This window comes from Terrabacter sp. R4-6, from assembly GCF_057529065.1.
In genome coordinates this window covers 2312368-2330304 of the sequence record NZ_CP197224.1, presented here as the reverse complement: position 1 = coordinate 2330304, position 17937 = coordinate 2312368, and the positions used below count along the sequence as shown (strand labels likewise).

The window sequence follows — 17937 nt, the reverse complement described above, 5'->3', positions numbered from 1 at the left end:
CGAGCGGACGACAAGCGTCAGAGGCCGTCGACGACGACGGCAGCCATCTCCATGCACGACTCGTGCGTCTTGCGGCTGATCTTCAGCGGGTCGAGGTGCAGACCCGGCGCGAGCATCGGGTCGTAGGGGATGTCGACGACCGCGCGCACCCACTGCTCGAAGTGCTCACGGGTGTGCACGCCGGCGCCGACGTCGTTGCCCTTGGCCGACGTGTGCGAGATGACGCAGACGGCGTTGCGCACGAGGTCGCCCCGGCCCATCGCGACGAGCGCGTCGAGGTTCTTGGCCGCGACGACCGACGTGTCGTCCTTGAGCGAGGTCGCGAAGACGAGCATGTCGGCGCGGGCGGCGGCCGCGAGCCAGTTCGGCGACAGACGGTTGTTGCCGGTGTCGACGACGATCATCCGGTAGAAGCGCGAGAGCTGCGTGTGGAGGTTCTCGAACTCCGACTCGCCGATGATGCGCATCGCCTCGTCGTCGTCGGCCGAGGCCAGCACGTCGAAGCTGAGGCCCCGCTGCTCGCGCACCCAGTGCTCGAGCTCGGACGTGCCGGCGTTGGGGTCGTTGGCGATCGTCGGCAGGGCACCGAGCAGGTCGACGACCGTGCGGTGGTGGCTCTGCGACGGCGCGCGCATGCCGAGGGTGCCCTCGGTCTCGTTGTTGTCCCACGCGAGCACCGAGCCCGAGCGGTAGCGGCCGAGGTAGCTCGCGAGCATCAGGGTGACGAGGGTCTTGCCGCCGCCGCCCTTGGTGTTGATGACCATGATCGTCTTGCGGCCGTTGAGCGGACGCGCGATGCGGTCGATGCGGTCGCGCTCGAGCATCTCCTTGACGCTCGGACCGAGGCCGAACGCCTTGCGCAGGCCCGAGTTGGCCTTGACCTTCTGGCGCTCGCCCTTCGAGCGGGCCGTGATGAGGTCCTCGGCGCTCGGGCGGTCGGAGTTGCCGGTCCGCGGCGCGGGGGTCAGGTCGTAGGACGGGTCGGCGGTGTCGAGGTCGTGACCGAGCTCGGCGGCCGCGGCGGCCACGTCGGGGTCGACGGCCGGCCGGGCGGCATACGCCTGCTGTGCTGCGGTGTGGTCGGTCGTGGCCGACGCCGCCGGACCGGGGACGGTGCCCGCCGCGTAGTCCGCGAGGCTCGCACCGGCGGGCGTCCACCCGGTGTAGGTCTCCTCCGGCTCGTCGCTGGTCGTGGCGGACCAGTCGGCGGTGCCGGGGTCGGAGGGCTGCCAGTCGGTCCACGAGTTCGTCGAGCCCGAGGCCTCGGACGCGTCCGAGGCGCTCGTCGCCGAGCCGTTCAGGGCGTGGCCGTTGCGGTCGGCGGGGTCGTGGGCGGCGCTGTCACCGCCGTACTGATAGGAGTCGGTCCAGTCGTTGGATGCCGAGCCCGAGTCGTCAGCGGCGACGGTCGGGATGGCTCCGGTGTCGCCGGACTGCCAGGAAGTGTCCTCCCACGTCGAGCTCCACGGGTCGGCCGGAGCCTCGTCGGGCTGGGCCGCGCCGGCGGTCGCCGTCGGGATGGGAAGGGCGAAACCACCCGGGATGGAGTTGTTCGCCGAGAAGCCGGGGATGCCCTGGCTCTCGGTGTTTCCGGTGTCGTCCTTGCTCATCGAGCGCTCCTTGCTGGCCTAACCACGTGCGGGAACCCGCCGCGGGACCCCGTGTGATCGTCCCATGCTTCCGCCGCACATCAAACCCGCCGACCGTGCCCCTCGGGGCCGGAACGGACGTTTCGCGGCACCCCGCGCCGACTGTCGGTTGGGGGCTGCGGGTGCTGACCCGGTTACGATGAAGCGCCCGACAGGAGCGCTCACCAAGGAGGAGGAGACGGCGTGGGAATCATCAACCGTGTCGAGCACGGTCTCGCCAAGGCTGTCCACGGTGCCTTCGCCAAGGCGTTCAAGTCCGAGGTGCAGCCCGTCGAGATCGCCTCGGCCATCCGCCGGGCCATGGACGACCGGGCCGCGCTGCTCGGGCACGGCCGGGCCATGGTGCCCAACCTCTACACGATCGAGCTGAGCCAGACCGACTACGAGCGGCTCGGCGACTACGAGGACGACCTCTCCGACGACCTCGTCGCCGCGGCCCAGGAGCACGCCGACTCGCAGGGCTACCAGCCCGGCGGCCCCCTCGAGGTCGCGCTCGTCGAGGGCGAGGGCCTCGAGACCGGCGTCTTCCGCGTGCGCCCTGCCACCGCCAAGCAGGCCGGGCGCGAGCCCGCCGGCCGCGAGCCGGTGCCCGCAGCGCGTCCGCAGACCACCAACGGCACGGCCATCGAGGAGGCCCCGGTGCACCGGCCGGCGCCGCGGTCCAACCCCTCGGCGCGCCCGTGGCTCGACATCGGCGGCGACCGCTACCCCCTCCTCGGCAGCCTCACGACGCTCGGCCGCGACGAGACCGCCGACATCGTCATCGACGACCCCGGAGTGTCCCGCCGCCACAGCGAGATCCGCGTCACCACCGACGGGCCCCACCTCGTGAGCTCGATCCGCGACCTCAACTCCACCAACGGCACCTTCGTCAACGGCGAGCGCGTCTCGAGCCAGCGGCTTCAGGACGGCGACCGCCTCACGATCGGCCGGACGTCCGCGACGTTCCGCGCCGGGCGCCGGTGATCGCGATGACCCCCTTGGACGGCCCCCCGGTGATGACATCTGGTGACGCATGAGTGAACTCACCCTGACCCTGCTGCGGCTGGGTCTGCTCGCGCTGCTGTGGATCTTCATCTTCAGCGTCGTCGGCGTCCTGCGCACCGACATCTACGGCACCGCCGTGAGCCGCCGCGGCCAGCGCAAGGCGCTCAAGCAGGCCGAGAAGCAGGACCGCAAGGCCACCGCGCGGCGTACGCCGACCCCGGCGTCCGTCGGTGCCGGCGCGGCGGGTGCCGCCGCCGTCACCCCCGAGCCGGTCGCGCGCAAGGCTCGGGGTCGTGGCAAGGGCAGCCCGACGACGCTCGTCGTCACCGAGGGCCCCCTGACCGGCACGTCGCTGCCCCTGCGCAGCGGCGGCATCCTCATCGGCCGCAACCCCGAGTGCGCCCTCGTCCTCGACGACGACTACGCCTCGGGCCGCCACTGCCGCATCCATCCCGACCCGTCGGCCCGCGACGGCTGGGTCGTCGAGGACCTCGGCTCGACCAACGGCACCTTCATCGGTCGCGACCGCCTGACCGGGTCGCGCCCCGTCGAGATCGGCACCACCCTGCGGATCGGCAAGACCGTCCTCGAACTGCGAGGCTGACCGGATGGCCATCGCCCTGCGCTATGCCGCGCGCTCCGACCTCGGACTGGGACCCAAGTCCCGCAACGAGGACTCGGGGTATGCCGGGCCCAACCTGCTCGTCCTCGCCGACGGCATGGGCGGCCACGCCGCGGGCGACGTCGCCAGCTCGATGATCGTCGGCGAGCTCGCCCCGCTCGACGAGGAGGACGTCACCGCCGACCAGGCGATCCCGCTCCTGGAGGAGGCGCTGCACGCCGCGAACGCCAAGCTCACCAAGGCGATGCGCGAGAACGCCGACCTCGCCGGCATGGGCAGCACGACCATCGTCATGCTCCGCACCGGCAACAAGCTCGCCATGGCGCACATCGGTGACTCGCGCGCGTTCATGCTGCGCGGTGACACCTTCTCGCAGATCACGAAGGACCACTCCTTCGTCCAGCAGCTCATCGACGAGGGCCGCATCTCCAAGGAGGACGCCGGCCACCACCCGCAGCGCTCCGTCGTGACGCGCGTCATGACCGGGCAGCCCGACGACGAGCCCGACACCTCCCTGCGCGAGGCGAAGATCGGCGACCGCTTCCTGCTCTGCTCGGACGGCCTGTCCGACTTCGTCGGCGCCGATGTCATCGAGGAGATCGTCCGCGAGGCGCGCACGCCCGACGAGGCCGCCGACCGCTGCATCGAGGTCGCCCTCAAGGCCAGCACGCGCGACAACGTCACCGTCATCGTCGCCGAGGTCGTCGACGCCGACGGCGACGACCTCCCCTCCACGGTGCCGCAGGTCGTGGGCGCTGCCGGCAAGCGGATGCGGGGGCGCACGCGGGCGATCCCGACGAGCCCCGCCGAGAAGGCTGCGGCCCTGTCGCGCGAGGCCACCGGCCGCGCCGAGCCCGACGACGACTCCCTCGAGCTCGCCGAGGACCCCTCGCGCTCGCGGCGCTCCAAGATCGTGCTGCGCACCGTCGGCGTCATCGTCGTCGCGGCCATCCTCGGCGCCGGCGGGTACGCCGCGTGGGCCTGGTCGCAGAAGCAGTACTACGTCGCAGCGGACGGAGCGCACGTCGCGATCTACCGCGGCGTCTCCCAGGACCTCGGACCGATCAGCCTCTCCCACGTCGAGTCGCCGTCCGACGTCCTCGTCTCCGACCTGCCGAGCGACGTCCAGGCGTCGGTCGCCAACACGATCACCGCCCGTGACCTCGCCGACGCCCTCGTCAAGGTCACGGCGCTGCGAACCGAGGCGGAGCGCTGCCAGCAGCTCGCCGCGACCGGCACGCCCTGCGGCACGTCGCCGACCCCGACGCCCGTGCCCACGATGCCGCCGACGACCTCGCCCACGCCGACGACGCCCGGCCCGAGCACGTCGACGCTGCCGACCCCCCGGTCGACGCTGCGCCCGAACACGTCGATCACGACCCCTCCGCCCGTGGCCGCGCCCGCCGTGCGTCCCGCGAACGCGCCGGGGGTCCACGCGTGACGACCACCGTCGAGCCCCTGACCTCCCGGACGCGCCGCGGATCCGAGCTGCTGCTGCTGATCCTCGCGATCGGCATCGTCCTGCTCGCGTGGGTCACGACCGACCTCAACCGCAACGGCACCGTGCCGGCCAACATCATCCCGATCGCCGGCGGCTTCACGGCGCTCGTGCTCGCGGTGCACCTCGTGCTGCGCTGGAAGGCGGCCTACGCCGACCCCGTGCTCCTGCCGATCACCACCGTGCTCAACGGGCTCGGCCTCGTCATGATCCACCGCCTCGACCTCGCCCGGGGCAAGCTCGGCACCGACGGCGACGCCTACCGCCAGATCATCTGGACGACGCTCGCCGTGGCCCTCGCCGTCGCCGTCCTCTTCCTGCTGCGCGACCACCGGCTGCTGCGCCGCTACACCTACGTGACGATGGCCGTCGGCTTCGTCCTGCTCCTGCTGCCGCTCGTGCCCGGCATCGGCCGGACCATCAACGGCTCGCAGATCTGGATCTCCATCGGCCCGCTCAACTTCCAGCCCGGCGAGTTCGCCAAGATCGCCCTCGCGATCTTCTTCGCCGGCTACCTCGTGCAGACGCGCGACGTGCTCTCCCTCGCGGGCAAGAAGGTCCTGGGCTTCACCTTCCCGCGCGGGCGCGACCTCGGCCCGATCCTCGTCGCGTGGGTGCTCGCCCTGCTCGTCCTCGTCTTCCAGAAGGACCTCGGCTCGGCCCTGCTCTTCTTCGGTCTCTTCGTCGCGATGCTCTACGTCGCCACCGAGCGCGTCTCGTGGATCGCGATCGGCCTGATGCTCTTCGCGGCGGCGGTCGCCTTCGCCCTGTCGGCCTTCACGCACTTCCAGAAGCGCGTCGACCTCTGGCTCGACCCGTTCTCGCAGGAGAACCTCGAGCGGTCCAACCAGCTGGCCAACGGCCTGTGGGGCATGGCCTCCGGCGGCCTCACCGGCACCGGTCTCGGCGCGGGTCGTCCCTACCTGACGTCCTTCGCCGAGAGCGACTTCATCTTCCCGAGCCTCGGTGAGGAGCTCGGCCTCTTCGGGTCCGTGGCGATCATCGTGCTCTACCTCATCTTCTGCGAGCGCGGCATCCGCACCGCCCTGGGCGTGCGTGACGGCTTCGGCAAGCTCCTCGCGATCGGCCTGTCCTTCTCCGTCGCCTTCCAGCTCTTCATCGTCATCGGCGGCGTCACGCGGGTCATCCCGCTGACCGGCCTCACGACGCCCTTCATGTCGCTCGGTGGCTCGTCCCTCCTCGCGAACTGGGTGATCATGGCGCTGCTCCTGCGCATCTCCGACCAGGCCCGCCGCCCGATGCCCGAGATCCCGGTCGGTGTCGCCGCCGACGAGCCGGCCCCGGCCGAGGTCACCCAGGTGGTGAGGCTGACGTGAACACCCCGATCCGCCGCCTGTCGGTCGTCATCGCGGCCCTCTTCACCGCCCTGCTCGTCGCGTCGACGGTCGTCCAGTTCACCCAGGCGAAGTCGCTGGGCGCCATGGCGTCCAACAAGCGCACCCTGCTCGACACCTACTCCCGCGAGCGCGGCTCGATCATCGTCGGCGGCCAGGCCGTGGCGAAGTCGGTGCCCGTCCAGGACCAGTACCGCTTCCTGCGCACCTATCCCCAGGACGAGCTCTACGCCCAGCTGACCGGCTTCTACTCGTATGCCGTGGGCGCTCCCTACGGGCTCGAGCACGCCTCCGACGACCTGCTCTCGGGAGACGCCGACACGCTGTTCGTGCGGCGCATGACCGACCTCATCACGGGCCGCAAGACCGCTGGCGCAACGCTCGAGCTGACGATCGACCCGAAGGCCCAGGCCGCGGCCGACAAGGCCCTCGGCGACAACAAGGGCGCCGTCGTGGCCCTCGACCCGAAGACCGGCGCGATCCTCGCGATGGTGAGCCACCCGTCCTACGACCCGAACCCGCTCTCGAGCCACGACCTCGACAAGGCGTCGAAGGCGTGGCAGACCCTGTCCAACGACAAGGACAAGGCCTACCTCAACCGCACCATCAACGGCGTCTACCCGCCCGGGTCGACCTTCAAGGTCGTCACGGCGGCGGCAGCCCTCGAGAACGGCGTCGTCAGCGACGAGAACTCCACCGTCCCCGGCCCCGCCTCGCTCGACCTGCCGCTGACGAGCACCAACCTGCCCAACGAGGACGACCGCGCCTGCGGACCGAATGACGAGACGACGCTCATCCACGCGCTCGAGATCTCGTGCAACACCGCGTTCGGCTCGCTCGGCCTCGAGCTGGGCGGCGAGAAGATCCGGGCGCAGGCCGCAAAGTTCGGCTTCGGCGACGCCCTGCAGATCCCGATGCGCGTCTCGGTGAGCTCGGTCCCGGCCGATCTCAACGCTCCACAGTCCGCACAGGCCGCGATCGGACAGTACGACGTGCGCACGACCCCGCTCCAGATGGCCATGGTCGCGGCGGGCATCGCCAACCAGGGCAGGGTGATGACGCCCTACCTCATCCAGTCGGTCCGCAGCGCCAACCTCGACATCATCGAGTCGACGCCCGACCCGGTCGAGCTGTCGCAGGCAACGTCCGAGCAGACCGCCTCGACGCTCACCAAGATGATGGTGTCCGTCGTCGACAACGGCAGCGGCGCCCGGGCGCAGATCGACGGGGTCGAAGTGGCCGGCAAGACCGGCACCGCGCAGCACGAACGCGGCAAGCCCCCGCACGCGTGGTTCATCTCGTTCGCACCGGCCACCGACCCCAAGGTCGCCGTCGCCGTCGTCGTCGAGGACGGCGGGGTCACGGGCAGCGAGGTCGGCGGTGGCCGCGTCGCCGCCCCGATCGCCCGCGAGGTCATGGAGGCGGTGCTGAACCGATGACCCTCGCCACCGGCGTGACCCTCGGTGGTCGCTACACCCTCGGCACGGCCATCGCCTCCGGGGGGATGGGTGACGTCTGGGAGGCCACCGACGACGTGCTCCGGCGTCCCGTCGCCGTCAAGGTCATGCGCCCGCAGGGACCCGAGGACGACGCCTTCCTCGAGCGCTTCCGAGACGAGGCCCGGGGCAGCGCGGCGCTGCACCACCCCAACATCGCGTCCGTCTTCGACTACGGCGAGGACGACGGCACGGCCTACCTCGTCATGGAGCTCGTCCCTGGGCGCACGCTGGGCGAGATCATCCGCGAGAGCGAGGGCGGCATGCCGGCCGAGGACGTGCGCTCGCTGCTCGGCCAGGCGGCCCTGGCGCTGTCGGCGGCCCACGAGGCCGGCGTCGTGCACCGTGACGTCAAGCCCGCCAACATCATCGTCACCCCCGAGGGCCGGGCCAAGCTCACCGACTTCGGCATCGCCCGGGTCGGTGACGGGTCGGGGCACACCCTCACCGGCGAGGTGCTCGGCACCCCCGACTACATCAGCCCCGAGCAGGCCCTCGGCGAGCCGGCGACCGCGGCGAGCGACATCTACTCGCTCGGCGTCGTGGCGCACGAGATGATCACGGGCCGCAAGCCGTTCGACATGGGCACGCCCGTGGCGACGGCCATCGCCCAGGTCAACGACCCGCCGCCCGAGCTGCCGTCGACCGTGCCGCTCGACCTGCGCGAGGTCGTCGACGCGTGCCTCGCCAAGTCCGCGTCCGACCGGCCCGCCGACGCGCGCGCCGTGGCCGAGGCGGCCGGCGCGCCGCTCGGGTCGCTCGGGTCGCTCCCCGGCGTCACGCCCCCTCCCGTGGGCAGCGACGCCACGGCGGTCATCACCGCCCGTCCGGCGACCCGCGCCCTGACCGCGCCGCCCGCCGCCGCCGCCCGTGCCGGTGCCGCCGCCGGACTCGTCTCCGCCGCAGAGCGGCTCACCTCGCGCGCCCACCGTGGCGGCGGGAGCGAGCCCGGGCGTGAGCCCTCGTCCGAGCACCCTGTGGGCCGGCGGTGGGCGTGGCTCGCCGTCCCGGCCGTCGCGCTCGTGGCCTGGGGTGCCTTTGCACTCGGCAGTGTCATGAACGGCACCACCGCGAGCCCCGCCGCCCGACCGACGGCCCCCGCGCCCGCCGCCACCTCGGCCACCTCGGCCACCCCGACCGCCTCGCCGAGCACCTCGCGGCCACCCACCCGGTCGGTCACGGCAACCCCGAGCCGCACCGCGGCGAAGGCCGCGGCCACGAAGCAGACGAGCACCAAGCAGCAGCCCGCCCACGCCGGCAAGGGCAAGGGAAAGGGCAAGGCGAAGTGACATGACCGACCAGCCCGATCAGCGCGATCCAGGCGCCCGACGAGTGGACCAGGATGACCCAGCACCCGAACGAGCAGAGGCCAACGACGTGAGCACCGCACCCCGTGTCCTCGGCGGACGCTACGAGGTCGGCGAGCTCATCGGTCGCGGCGGCATGGCCGACGTCCACCTGGGCCACGACACCCGGCTCGGGCGCCAGGTCGCGATCAAGATGCTCCGCTCCGACCTCGCCCGCGACGCGAACTTCCTCATGCGCTTCCGGCGCGAGGCGCAGTCCGCGGCCGGGCTCAACCACCCGGCGATCGTCGCGATCTTCGACTCGGGCGAGGACGACAGCGTCGTCGAGGGCCCCAACGGCACGCGGACGACGCTGCCCTACATCGTCATGGAGTACGTCGACGGCGAGACGCTGCGCCAGAAGCTGACCGACCAGCAGCAGCTCCAGCCGGCCGAGGCGATCCGCGTCACCGAGGGCATCCTCGACGCGCTGGCCTACAGCCACCGGATGGGCATCGTCCACCGCGACATCAAGCCGGCCAACGTCATGATCACGACCGGCGGGCACGTCAAGGTCATGGACTTCGGCATCGCCCGGGCGATCGCCGACACGGCCGCCACGATGACCCAGACCCAGTCGGTCGTCGGCACCGCGCAGTACCTCTCTCCCGAGCAGGCCCAGGGCCAGACGGTCGACGAGCGGTCCGACCTCTACTCGACCGGCTGCCTCCTCTTCGAGCTGCTCGCCGGCCGCCCGCCCTTCACCGGTGACTCGCCCGTCGCGATCGCCTACCAGCACGTCGGCGAGCTGCCGCAGCCGCCGAGCGTCTTCAACGACGCCGTCGCCGGTGACCTCGACGCCGTGACCCTGCACGCCCTGGCCAAGGACCGCGAGGCCCGCTACCAGGACGCCACCTCCTTCCGCGACGACCTCGAGAACGTCCGGCTCGGCCGCCAGATCAGCGCCGCAGCCCTCGGGACCGCGGCCGCCGTCGGCGCCGCCGCCACCCAGACCCTCCCGCAGGCGTATGCCGCCCCGGGCACCCCGACCGCCGTGCAGGCGCCCGTCACCTCGCGCAGCGAGCGCTACGCCAACACCGCGGGTCTCCCGGCGGTCGGCTACGACGAGCAGGACCCCGACGACAAGAAGGGCAGCAAGGGCAAGGCGGTGCTCATCACCGGGCTCGTCATCGCCCTTCTCGCGCTCGTCGGCTGGGGTGGCGTCACGTGGTTCGGCAACCAGACGCCGGACGTCACCCTCGTCGCCGTGCCGACGATCGAGGGGATGAAGGAGGACGTCGCGGCCCGCACCCTGGCCACCAACAACCTCCGGGGTGAGAAGTCGCAGGCCCCGAGCACGACCGTCACCGAGGGTGAGGTCATCAGCCAGGACCCGAAGTCCGGGTCGAGGGTCGCCGAGCAGTCGGTCGTCAAGTACGTCGTCTCGACCGGCCCCGACAACCTGACCGTCCCGAACGTCGTCGGCTTCAACAAGGACGACGCCCGTGCAGAGCTCGAGAAGCAGGGCTTCGTCGTGTCCGGCTTCCAGGAGGAGAACACCCCGGACCAGGACAAGAACAAGGTGACGAAGACCGAGCCGGCCGCGCAGGAGGTCGTCGCCAAGGGCTCGAAGATCAAGATCTTCTACGCCACCGGAAACGTCAAGGTGCCCGACAACCTCGTCGGCCAGGACTGGGCCCTCGCGGCGGTCGCGCTGCAGAACGCCGGCCTCAACCCGGTCAAGCAGACGGTCGACTCCGACAAGAACCCCGACTCGGTGCTCTCGGTCGACCGCGCCGGCGACGTCGTCAAGCTCGGCACCGACATCACGGTCAAGGTGGCGCGCACCCCGAACCAGACGGCCACCGTGACGGTGACGCCCCCGCCGCCCACCGACACGGGCACGACGACCGACACGGGGACCGCGACCCCGCCGCCGACCCCCTGAGGTCAGCACCCGGCGTACGACGAAGGGCCCCTCCCGAGCGGGAGGGGCCCTTCGTCGTACGGGGTGGCGTATGCCGTGTCGACCGTCGCGTCAGACGGCGGCGGTCACGAGGGGGCTCAGCCCCACCGAGCGCTGCACGGCCGCGGTGTCGCCGCACAGCGCGAGGAAGTTGGCGAGCATGCGGTGGCCGCCCTCGGTCAGGACGCTCTCGGGATGGAACTGCACCCCGTGCAGCGGGAGGTCGCGGTGGCGCACTGCCATGACGAGACCCGAGTCGGTGCGGCCCGTCGCGACGAGCTCGTCGGGCAGGGTGGCCGGGTCGATGGTCAGCGAGTGGTAGCGGGTCGCGGTGAAAGGGCTCGGCAGTCCCTCGAGGACTCCGGTGCCGTCGTGGTGGACGAGCGAGGTCTTGCCGTGGAGCAGCTCGGGCGCGCGGCCGACGACCGCGCCGGCGACGACGCCGAGCGCCTGGTGCCCGAGGCAGACGCCGAACATCGGCTTCGCGATGCGGGCGCACTCCCGGATGATGTCCATCGACACACCCGCGTCCTCGGGAGTCCCGGGGCCGGGCGAGACGAGCACGCCGTCATAGTCCGAGGCGTCGGTCGCCGGCACGGCGTCGTTGCGCACGACGGTGCAGTCGGCACCGAGCTGCTCGAGGTAGCCGACGATCGTGTAGACGAAGCTGTCGTAGTTGTCGACGACGAGGATGCGGGTCGGTCTGGTCATGCGGGGCCTCAGAGTGGTGGTGGGGCGCGCTCAGCGGATCGGCGACGCGTACTGGAAGTCGACCGAGCCCGAGTATGCCGGGAACTCGATCGAGCTGTGCGTGTGCAGGGCGTAGCCGAGGCCGACGGCGTCGACGTACTGCTTGTAGATGTTGACGGAGGCGTCGGCGTCGAGCCCCTGCTGCATGCGGTCGACGTCGCCGATGGCGGTGATCCGGTAGGGCGGGGCGTAGACGCGGCCCTGGAGGATGAGGGTGTTGCCGACGCAGCGAACGGCGCTCGTCGAGATGACCCGCTGGTCCTGGATCATCATCGCCTCGGCGCCGGAGGTCCACAGCGCGTTGACGACGGCTTGGACGTCCTGCTGGTGCACGACGATGTCGTCGGCGTTGAAGCCGTCGGGCAGGGAGTCGGCGGTGCGCTTCGCGTCGTCGAGGGTGACCTCCAACGCAGCACCCCGGACCTTCGTCGTCGCGGCTGACGCGGCCAGCTCGTCGGCGGCGCGGGTCAGGCTCGAGAGGTGCTCGTCGGTCGGGGCGTTCGTCTTCGAGAGCGCCTCGACCTCCTTCTGGAGACCGTCGAGCACACTGGCCTTCTCGGCGACCCTCGAGTCGCCCTCCATGATCAGCTGGGGCAGGTCACGGTCTGCCCGGAGGTCCCGACCCTGCGCCGTCTGGAAGCTCATCGCGAACATGACGCCGGCGGAGGCCATGACGACCGGCACGAGCAGACCCCAGGTGAGGCGGGGCCGACGGCTGGGGGTCGACGCGGTCGCGGCAACGTCGGTGGCGTCCGAGGGGTCGCTGACGCTCTCGGCCGTCGCCGACACGGGCTGCTCGACCTGCTCGGGCTGCTCGGCGTCCTTCATGACTCGTGTCCTCGCTCGCGCGGACCCTCCGCGCCGCCTCCATTGTGCCTCGTCACGGCTCGTGGACCAGCCGGAGGTCAGGCCTCGTGCGTGGAGACCCCGCTGATCTGGGGCCCTCGCGCAGCGCGAGTGAGGCAGCGACGCGGTTGGGCACTCCGAGCTGCGTGACGAGCCGGGAGCGGGCCAGGGTCTCGTGCCAGAGCGAGCGGACGATGATGTGCTGTCCTTGCCTGCCAGCATTCCCGGTTCCGGGCTCAGGTCAACTCCAGGCCGGCGGCCCCGACTGCGTGTTCGTGCAACGGAGGAACATCCGAGGCGACACCGGCCGCCCGTCCTGTCATCCTCGATCCCGTCACCGTGTGGGGAGCGGCGGCGGGCGGGGCGCAGACAGGGGGCGCATCCGCCCGCTCGCCGTGGGCACCCGCGGAGCCACCCGTCGGGATGCCCCTCGAGACGTTCTCGCGGGGCACGTGCGAGCGCAGGGGGCAGCCCGGACAGGCCAGTCCGTCCGAGGGCACCGCCCCGACAGCCGTGCGTGCACGCATGCGCGGGGACGCCGAGCGTGTCATTGGTTACCCTTGCCTCAACTCAGAGCAAGGAGAACGCAGTGCCCGAGTCCAAAGGCCGCGACCACAAGGCGGCGGCATACACCCCGCCGCGCACGAGCAAGGCCGCCGAGCCCAACCCCACCTGGTGGGCGCCCGTCTTCATCACGCTGCTCGTCCTCGGGCTGCTGTGGATCGTCGTCTACTACGTGACCGAGTACAAGTACCCCATCGGGTCCATCGGGGTCTGGAACCTCGGCGTGGGCTTCGTCCTGCTCATGGGCGGGTTCATCATGACCATGCGGTGGCGCTGAGCGCTGCTGAACCCCGCACCACCCGCATCAGAGGGCCGCTCCCGTCACGACGACGGGGCGGCCCTTTTGCACACATCCCTCCCTGCGCCTGCGTCCACACCTGTGGACAGCCGGCGTCCTGTGTCCGCGTCCACAGCTGTGGATGACGGCCGTGCACAACCTCCAGCGCAGATCGCGCGACTTATCCACACCATTGTCCCCAGCTGGGGATGAATGACACGTGTGTAACTACATCCACAGGCTTATCCACACCCGGTGGACAACTCTCACCGTCGCGTGTGGAGAGCAGGTCCCGGAGGCCGTCGGGCCGCATCGGGAGCGCCGGTCGGGCCGAGGGCGCGGGACAGAGGCGCCGGCCGAGGTCGGGAAGAGGTCAGAGCCGCGGCAGGCCGAGCTCGGTGACGACCCGCTCGGCGGTCGCGCGCGCGTCGCCGTGCTCGTTGTCGAGGCGCAGGTGGCGGTGCCCCGCGAGCAGCTGCTCGCCGTCCCGGGCCGGGTCGGTGCTGAACCGGGCCCGCGACTCGAGGTCGACGACGTGGGAGCGCGCCCACTCGACGTCGCGCTTGCTGCGCTTGTGGTCCATCCGGTCAGCGCCACCCTCGCGCGCGAGCCGCACGTCCTGCGGCGCATAGAGCTCGACGACGTCGACGGGGGCGCCGGCTCGCTCGACCGGCTCGACGAGCTCGCGGAGCTGCGCGAGGTCACCGGGGTGGTCGAGGTCGATGGCGAAGGTGAAGACGAGACCGGGCAGATCGGCGACGACGGACTCGGCGATGACCTCGCGACGGATCATCGCGTTGATCCGCGCGAACGACGGCGTGCCGAAGTCGTAGACCCCGAGCAGCGGCTCGATCGACATGTGGTTGTGGAAGAGCCGGAAGCCCGTGAGATCGCACACGGCCCGGCCGACCGTCATCTTGCCGACGGCCGGCGGACCCGTGACGCAGACGAGGTGCATGGCGGCTCAGCCGAAGATGCTGAGCTCGCGGATGACCTCGGGGACCGTGAGGTACTTGACGACGGTGACAACGACGAGCAGCACGAGGACGGCGGCGAGCGCGGCCCACACGAGGTGGCGCACGCCCTGGCGCCGGAAGACGACGATGACCCCGGCGCAGACGACGCCGGTGACGAGGCCGCCGAGGTGCGCCTGCCACGAGATGCCGGGGTAGAAGAAGCCGAAGGCCGCGTTGATGGCGATCGTCGCGTACATCGCCGCCGAGGAGCGCCCGAGGTGCCGGTTGAGCACGAGGAGCGCGCCGAAGAGACCGAAGATGGCCCCGGACGCGCCGACGACGGGGGTCAGCCAGGCGTCGTCGAGGCCGGCCCGCAGACCGGCGATGGTCGGCGAGCCCGCGAGGAGCGTGACGGCGACCTGGCCGCCGATGCCGCTGATGAGGTAGAGCGCGGCGAACCGGGCGCGACCGAGCATCGGCTCGAGGTACTGACCGAGGCTCCACAGCGCGAACATGTTGAGCAGGATGTGGAAGATCGTCGACGGCGAGTGCAGGAAGGCCGCGGTGACGAAGCGCCACGGCTCGGTCCACCCGAGGAACGGCGCGAACGCGAAGTTCTGCGTGACGCTGGGGTTGGCGCGCTGGGCGAGGTAGGCGACGGCGCAGATCGCGATGATCGTGTAGGTGACGACGGGCGTGCCGTAGGTCGCCCGGCCGCCGAAGACGGTGCGGGCGCTGGGCGAGGTGCGCGCGGCCTCACGGACGCAGTCGACGCACTGGATGCCGACGGCGGCGGGCCGCTGGCACTCGGGGCACGCGGGCCGGCCGCAGCGCTGGCAGCGGACGTAGGCCTCGCGGTCGGGGTGGCGCGGGCACACGGACGGACCGGCAGCGGGCTGCGGGACCCCCGGCTCGAGCGGGGGCTGGCCGGGCTGGCCGCTGGGCGGGTTGTCAGACAACGGGGTTCCCCCTGCCGGTCACGTCCGTGGGCGGTGGTGCGGGTGGTGCCTTCGTGCGGTGGTGCGGTCGTGCGATGGACCGGGAGGGTCAGTCCTCGATGGTGACCGAGTTGATGACGACGTCCTCGACGGGCTTGTCGTTGGCGCCCGTGGCGACCGCGCCGATCGTGTCGACGACGTCGCGCGAAGCCTGGTCGGCGACCTCACCGAAGATCGTGTGCTTGCCCTGGAGCCACGTGGTCGCAGCGGTGGTGATGAAGAACTGCGAGCCGTTCGTGCCCTTGCCCATGCGCTTGCCGGCGTTGGCCATGGCGAGGATGTAGGGCTTGGTGAAGTCCTTGTCGGGGCTGATCTCGTCGTCGAACGCGTAGCCCGGACCGCCGAAGCCCTGACCGATCGGGCAGCCGCCCTGGATCATGAAGTTCGGGATGATGCGGTGGAAGATCAGGCCGTCGTAGAACGGGGTCGGGTTGGTCCGGCCGGCGTCGTCCTTGTACTCCTTCTCGCCCTTGGCGAGACCGACGAAGTTCTCCACGGTCTTCGGGGCCTGGTGCTCGAAGAGGTCGATGACGATGTCACCGTGGTTCGTGTGCAGGGTTGCCTTCATGGGCCCAATCCTCGCACGACCGAGCACGTATGCCGTCCGGGCGGGTATGCGCCGTGGGTGGCGGAACGCTGGGGGTGGACCCACCGTTGGCCTAGGAGAAGGATCATCCTCACAGCAGTCGAGGACGCGACCCGATGAATAGCCGGCCCCGAGCCGGCGAGGACGGAGTGCCGATGTCGTTCATGGACAAGCTGAAGAAGAAGGCCGAGGAGCTCGATCTCGAGACCAAGGCCAAGCAGCTGCAGGAGTCCGCCACGCAGGCGGCCAAGCAGGCGCGTGAGAAGGCGGGCGACTACGCCACCCAGAACCGCGAGAAGATCGACGGCTACGTCGAGACGGCCACGTCGAAGATCGACGAGAAGACCGAGGGCAAGTACGCCGACAAGGTGGCCAAGGTCAGGGAGCACGTCGACCGCGGCGTCGACAAGGTCGCCGAGGGCCACACCTCGGGTCCGACGACCGCCACGGGCGCAGCGGCAGCAGCAGGAGCCACGGACGTGACGGGTGGCGAGCCCTTCCCGGTCGACCCCGACGCCCCGGCCCCCGTCTCGGCGAGCCCGCTCGAGGCCCCGGCCCCGATCGACCGCCCGACGCCGGTGGACGAGCGCGCCTTCGACGCGGCGGCCGGCGACGTGCCGGTCCCGACCCGTGAGGCCCTGACCGACACGACGCTCGAGGACACCGTCCTCGGTCTCGACCACCCGCCGACGGCGCCGGTGGGGCACGCGGGCGCGCCGGCCCCCGAGGACGCCGATGCGGCGCCGCGGGTGCCCGGTCCGCCGCACGACGCCACGAGCTGAACGGCAGGGCGTGACCGCATACGCGATCGGCATCGGTGACGATGCCGTCCACGCACGGGAGGCATCCGTGCGGTGCGTGGCCGAAGTTGGCAGGATGGGTAAGGACGAGTGGACTTAGGAGGACGTATGTTCCGAACCAAGCAGTCCCGCACGGAGGCTGCAGTTGACCAGGCACGCTCCGCAGCGGCCGATCTCGGGTCGGCGGCAGGTGACCGGATCGGCACGCTGAGAGACAGCGCCGCTGACACCGCGAGCGATGCCGCCGCGGCCGCCAGGGATCGCGCGTATGCCGCGAAGGACGCCGCGACGCCGGCGCTCCAGGACGCCGCCGACGCAGCGCGTGAGCGGATCGTCGCGGCCAAGGCGGCGGCGACGCCCGCACTGGCGGACGCGGCGGACACGGCCCGCGAGCGCCTCTACGACGCCGCCGACCGCGCCAAGCCGAAGGTGGACGCCGCGCAGTCGACGCTCGTCGACACGGTGCTGCCCAAGGTGGGTGCCGCCATCGCGACGGCCGCAGCCGCGCTCGCGGCGGGCGCCGAGCAGGCTCGCGAGGCGGCCCAGCCGCACCTCGAGCAGGCGGCCGCCCAGGCCAAGGAGACGGCTGCCGTCGGTGGCCACCGTGCCCATGACGCCTACTCGGTGCTCAAGGGTGACGCGGTCGCGAAGAAGCGCGGCGGCAAGGGCAAGTGGCTCATCGCCATCGGCCTGACCGCTGCCGCCGTCGCGGCTGTCGCAGCGTTCCGCAAGCAGAAGCAGGCCGACGACCCGTGGGCCACGCCGCTCGACTCGCGCGCCGGCGCGGGCGCCGGTGGCTCGACGACCTCGGCCCTGGCCTCCGACGCGGCGACGCTCAAGGACAAGGCGGCCGAGCAGGTGGGCCACGCCAAGGACGCCGTCGCCGACGCCGCGAGCAAGGCCAAGGAGAAGGGCTCCGAGCTCGCCGACGCCGCCAAGGACAAGGCCGGCGACCTCGCGGCCAAGGGCCAGGCTGCGATCGCCGACGCGAAGGACCGCTCCGGCGAGGCCGTCGCGGACGCGACGGACGCTGTGGACACGGCAGCGGACGACGCAGCCGACGCGGCGGACGAGGCGACCGACGAGCTCGCCGGTGCTCCGGCGACCGCCGAGGGTGAGGTCACGGCGGTCGACGCCGCGCCCGACTCCGACGCGATCACGTCCGACGCGGTCGAGGGCGGCACGATCAACGGCGCCTCGACGAAGTCGTCCCCGCGCGGCTCGGCCAAGGCCAAGCTCGCCCAGGACAAGGGCGACAGCACGAGCTGACACCCCGGTCGGTGCCGGTCCCTCGGGGCCGG

General features: G+C 71.6%; 16 protein-coding genes. 10 read left to right on the top strand and 6 right to left on the bottom strand.

Annotation, left to right across the window (positions count from 1 at the left end; genetic code table 11):
* Positions 1-17: 17 nt before the first annotated feature.
* Positions 18-1610: a MinD/ParA family ATP-binding protein gene (locus ACSSS0_RS10925; RefSeq protein WP_435988026.1), complete on the bottom strand. Its 1593-nt coding sequence runs from the start codon at positions 1608-1610 to the stop codon at positions 18-20.
* Positions 1611-1832: 222 nt separating this feature from the next.
* On the opposite strand from ACSSS0_RS10925, the gene ACSSS0_RS10920 reads away from it, so the two are divergent.
* The 7 genes from ACSSS0_RS10920 (at position 1833) to pknB (ending at position 10841) form a co-directional block, all read left to right on the top strand.
* The gene (locus ACSSS0_RS10920) at positions 1833-2615 is read left to right on the top strand and encodes an FHA domain-containing protein (RefSeq protein WP_435988027.1); all 783 of its coding nucleotides are present in this window, start codon (positions 1833-1835) and stop codon (positions 2613-2615) included.
* Between the two features lie 49 nt (positions 2616-2664).
* Positions 2665-3240 carry an FHA domain-containing protein FhaB/FipA gene (locus ACSSS0_RS10915; protein WP_487227958.1) on the top strand — a complete coding sequence of 192 codons (576 nt, stop codon included), beginning with the start codon at positions 2665-2667 and terminating at the stop codon, positions 3238-3240.
* 4 nt (positions 3241-3244) lie between these two features.
* A complete protein-coding gene (locus ACSSS0_RS10910) occupies positions 3245-4699 on the top strand; it encodes a PP2C family protein-serine/threonine phosphatase (protein WP_487227957.1) in 1455 nt (484 codons plus the stop codon).
* A complete protein-coding gene (locus ACSSS0_RS10905) occupies positions 4696-6093 on the top strand; it encodes an FtsW/RodA/SpoVE family cell cycle protein (RefSeq protein WP_487227956.1) in 1398 nt (465 codons plus the stop codon). Before ACSSS0_RS10910 ends, ACSSS0_RS10905 begins: the two co-directional genes overlap by 4 nt.
* Positions 6090-7550, top strand: a complete 1461-nt coding sequence (locus ACSSS0_RS10900) for a peptidoglycan D,D-transpeptidase FtsI family protein (RefSeq protein ID WP_487227955.1) — start codon at positions 6090-6092, stop codon at positions 7548-7550. Before ACSSS0_RS10905 ends, ACSSS0_RS10900 begins: the two co-directional genes overlap by 4 nt.
* Positions 7547-8896 (top strand): serine/threonine-protein kinase, encoded by a 1350-nt coding sequence (locus tag ACSSS0_RS10895; RefSeq protein ID WP_487227954.1) that lies wholly within the window; start codon positions 7547-7549, stop codon positions 8894-8896. Before ACSSS0_RS10900 ends, ACSSS0_RS10895 begins: the two co-directional genes overlap by 4 nt.
* An 88-nt stretch (positions 8897-8984) precedes the next feature.
* Positions 8985-10841 (top strand): Stk1 family PASTA domain-containing Ser/Thr kinase, encoded by a 1857-nt coding sequence (gene pknB, locus ACSSS0_RS10890; RefSeq protein WP_487227953.1) that lies wholly within the window; start codon positions 8985-8987, stop codon positions 10839-10841.
* A 90-nt stretch (positions 10842-10931) separates the two neighbouring features.
* Here the strand turns inward: pknB and ACSSS0_RS10885 are convergent, their stop codons facing one another.
* Entirely contained in the window at positions 10932-11570 is a 639-nt protein-coding gene (locus ACSSS0_RS10885) for an aminodeoxychorismate/anthranilate synthase component II (protein WP_487231166.1), read from the bottom strand.
* A 30-nt stretch (positions 11571-11600) separates the two neighbouring features.
* Positions 11601-12437 (bottom strand): DUF881 domain-containing protein, encoded by an 837-nt coding sequence (locus ACSSS0_RS10880; RefSeq protein WP_487231165.1) that lies wholly within the window; start codon positions 12435-12437, stop codon positions 11601-11603.
* A 607-nt stretch (positions 12438-13044) separates the two neighbouring features.
* Here ACSSS0_RS10880 and ACSSS0_RS10875 point away from each other — a divergent pair.
* A complete protein-coding gene (locus ACSSS0_RS10875; RefSeq protein ID WP_020141592.1) occupies positions 13045-13296 on the top strand; it encodes a cell division protein CrgA in 252 nt (83 codons plus the stop codon).
* A 373-nt stretch (positions 13297-13669) separates the two neighbouring features.
* Here the strand turns inward: ACSSS0_RS10875 and ACSSS0_RS10870 are convergent, their stop codons facing one another.
* The 3 genes from ACSSS0_RS10870 to ACSSS0_RS10860 all read right to left on the bottom strand — a co-directional run bounded on the left by ACSSS0_RS10870 (position 13670) and on the right by ACSSS0_RS10860 (position 15818).
* Positions 13670-14254 (bottom strand): DEAD/DEAH box helicase family protein, encoded by a 585-nt coding sequence (locus ACSSS0_RS10870; RefSeq protein ID WP_487231164.1) that lies wholly within the window; start codon positions 14252-14254, stop codon positions 13670-13672.
* Between the two features lie 6 nt (positions 14255-14260).
* On the bottom strand, positions 14261-15211 hold the full coding sequence (locus tag ACSSS0_RS10865; protein WP_487231163.1) for a rhomboid family intramembrane serine protease: 951 nt from the start codon (positions 15209-15211) through the stop codon (positions 14261-14263).
* Positions 15212-15299: 88 nt separating this feature from the next.
* A complete protein-coding gene (locus ACSSS0_RS10860; RefSeq protein WP_435988039.1) occupies positions 15300-15818 on the bottom strand; it encodes a peptidylprolyl isomerase in 519 nt (172 codons plus the stop codon).
* A gap of 182 nt (positions 15819-16000) precedes the next feature.
* Here ACSSS0_RS10860 and ACSSS0_RS10855 point away from each other — a divergent pair, with 182 nt between their 5' ends.
* Together ACSSS0_RS10855 and ACSSS0_RS10850 are read left to right on the top strand one after the other, a co-directional pair.
* Entirely contained in the window at positions 16001-16618 is a 618-nt protein-coding gene (locus ACSSS0_RS10855; protein WP_487231162.1) for an antitoxin, read from the top strand.
* A 126-nt stretch (positions 16619-16744) separates the two neighbouring features.
* A complete protein-coding gene (locus tag ACSSS0_RS10850) occupies positions 16745-17905 on the top strand; it encodes a hypothetical protein (protein WP_487231161.1) in 1161 nt (386 codons plus the stop codon).
* The last annotated feature ends 32 nt before the right edge of the window (positions 17906-17937 follow it).